The sequence below is a fragment of the Streptomyces sp. NPDC045701 genome, from assembly GCF_056432045.1.
In genome coordinates this window covers 1-2,835 of sequence record NZ_JBWKJV010000156.1, presented here as the reverse complement: position 1 = coordinate 2,835, position 2,835 = coordinate 1, and the positions used below count along the sequence as shown (strand labels likewise).

The 2,835-nt window shown below is 66.5% G+C and carries 1 protein-coding gene and 1 pseudogene; one reads left to right on the top strand and one right to left on the bottom strand.

Features of this window, described 5'->3' with window-relative positions:
- Positions 1-112: 112 nt before the first annotated feature.
- Positions 113-355, top strand: a pseudogene (locus tag AC07DW_RS33995) (IS701 family transposase); the annotation flags it as partial.
- A 982-nt stretch (positions 356-1,337) separates the two neighbouring features.
- On the opposite strand, the gene AC07DW_RS33990 reads toward AC07DW_RS33995, so the two are convergent.
- Entirely contained in the window at positions 1,338-2,552 is a 1,215-nt protein-coding gene (locus AC07DW_RS33990) for an IS110 family RNA-guided transposase (protein WP_478861462.1), read from the bottom strand.
- Between the last annotated feature and the right edge of the window lie 283 nt (positions 2,553-2,835).

Sequence of the window (2,835 nt, the reverse complement as noted above, 5' to 3'; positions counted from 1 at the left end):
GACGGCAGCCGCCTGAAAGCCACACCCGGCACCCCCGGGCGACCCAACCCTACGAATGGCTCGATCAACCCGTCCAAGAACGTAAGGCAGCCTGAAAGACCCGGCCGGCATCGCCTACTACGTCTGCTACGGCCCCCTCCGCACCCGCCTGAAGGACCTGGTCAGGGTGGCCGGCGCCCGCTGGGCCACCGAGGGATGCCTCCAGACCGCCAAGGGCGAGTGCGGCCTGGACCACTACCAGGTCCGCCTCTGCCACGCCTGGTACCGGCACATCACCCTCGCCATGGCCACCCTCGCCGCCCTGACCGCCATCCGCGCCCAGGAACTGCAAAAAGGGGAAACAACGGTGGCCTGATACCGCTGTCCGTGGCAGAAATACGACGCCTCACCGGCCACCTCCTCCACCCCACCCCTCTCACCATCCGCCACCATCTGCACTGGTCACTCTGGCGAAGACTCAGTGCCTGATCCTGAACCGGTGGCAGGCTGTGGCTGCGAAGCCGGCTGCTGGTTTGGGCGGGTACTTTTCGCGTTCTGCTGCGGGCATGGGCAGGGCTCCTGTATCAGCGAGGGTGTCGAGTCCATGCGCTGTATCCAGGAGCCCTGATGACACTCTGCCCTGCCGACGGTGAAGTTGCCAACACTGCTGATCGGAGCGGGTGTTCTTGCCCGCCGTGTGCGACGGGTAAGGTGTCGGGCATGGTGTCCCGGCCGCGGCGCTACCCGTCGGACATGACCGATGGTGAGTGGTAACAAGTCGATCGAGGTCACCCGCCGCTACTGGTTCAGGATCAGGCACTCAGGCACGTTCCCCTCCGCCAGCTCGTCGTACTTCGATCCCGCAGACGACCTCGCCGACGTTGTCCTACAGCAGCGATCGAGTCGCATCTCCCAATTGGCGGTCGAGCCGTCGCGGGGCTCCGGGCGGCCAAGTTCCTAAGCCATCGAGAGGTCTCCCGCATGACAGCCATACCCAGAGCCCCTGGGCCCTCCGATCTTACGAATGACCAGAGCAGACCCACACCTGAAAGGTAGGACAATCATGAAGAACATCACCATCACGGACAACCGCGGGGAGGTTATCGAGACCACGGTCTCGGACGGCGAGACCGCCCGCGAATACGACCTGGCGTTCGAGCCCGGCGGGCACAACGTTAAGGTCGTCCTCACCAACGCGACTGAACAACTCCGCCCCGGGCGGGAGCCCCCAGAGCTGCCCGCACTGCCAGCACGGCACGACAGCACGAGCCCGGGGCCGCCAAAATCGGCCCCGGGCTCATCACGAGAGGATTCCCAATGGCATTGTCAAGCCGAGGCGGTGAGGCCTCGTGATGGGGTCATGCCGCTGCGGCTGGTGGGCCGGGGGCGATCGCTTCGAAGGTCCTGTGGTCGCGTATGAGGGCCCAGAGCACGTTGAGGCGGCGCCGGGCCAGAGCGAGGACGGCCTGCTTGTGGGACTTTCCCTCAGCGCGTTTTCGCTGGTAGAACGCCTTGAAGACTGGGCAGAACACGGCGGCGGACTGGGCGGACAGGTAGAACATCCGCAGGAGCCGTCGGCTGGAGCGCCGGGGCCTGCGCAGGTTGCCGCTGACTTCGCCGGAATCACAGGGCACGGGGGCGAGACCTGCGACGCCTGCGAGGCGGTCAGGGCTGCCGAAGGCGGCCATGTCTCCTCCGGTGGCGGCGATGAACTCAGCTCCGAGCAGGTCACCGATGCCGGGGATGCTGGTGATCACCTCGGCGTCGGGATGCTCGCGAAACCGGCCCTCGATGAGGACGTTCACCCGAGTGATTTCCTCGTCGAGGGCCATCACCTCCCTGGCCAGGGTGTGGACCATCTTCGCGGCGGTCTTTTCCCCAGGGACGGCGGTGAACTGGGCCTCAGCGGCGGTAACTGCGGCGTCAGCGGCACTCTTGGCGACGGTGAGGGTGCGGGCGCCGTGGTTCTTCAGCCAGGTCGCCAACCGGGCCCGGCCGATCCGCCGCAGGGCGGCGGGAGTCTGGTACCCAGTCAGCAGAACGAGCGCCGTCTTGGAAGTGCTGTAGTCGAAGGCGCGCTCCAGGGCGGGGAAGTACTCCAGCATTTGTGCGCGGAGGCGGTTGATCGCTCTCGTGCGGTCCGCGGACAGGTCCAGGCGGCGGGCGGTCAGGATCTTGAGGTCGACCGCGATCTCGTCCCATTTCTGCAGGGGTTGCAGGTCGCGGCGCATGCGGGCTTGGTCGGCGATGACGTAGGCGTCCTTCGCGTCGGTCTTGCCGTCGCCCCGGTAGGAGCCGGAAGCGTGGTGGACCGTCCGGCCGGGGAGGTAGACCAGCTTCTGCTCGTGGTTGACCAGGAGCGCGATCCAGAGCGCGGCACCGCCGGCGTTCAGGTCCACCGCCCAGGTGACCGGGCTGCCATCGGCCAGCTCCAGGACATCGCCCATCAGTTGGAGCAGCTCGGCCTCGTTGTTCGGCACCCGACGCGAGAGCACCTTGGCACCGTCCGTATCGATCACGGTGCAGTGATGCTCGGCCTTGCCCGCGTCCGTCCCCGCCCACAGTTCGGGCACCGGAACCCCTTTCGTCGATCTCCGGTTTCGTCCCAAGACGACCTCGCCGACGTGTCCATACGAGCGATTCAGTTCGCGCATCCCAATCAGCGGCCGAGTCGTCGCGGGATGCCGGGCGGCCAATCCTCTCAAGCCTCAACAGCGGCTACACCATGACAGCCACACCCGGCATCCCTGGGTGTCCCGATCTTACGACCTTGGGGGAAATACGGGGCGGCCCGGCCCGTGACATGAGAAGGGCCGTGCGGGTTGGGTGAGTTGTGATGCTTACCTGGGCCCGCAC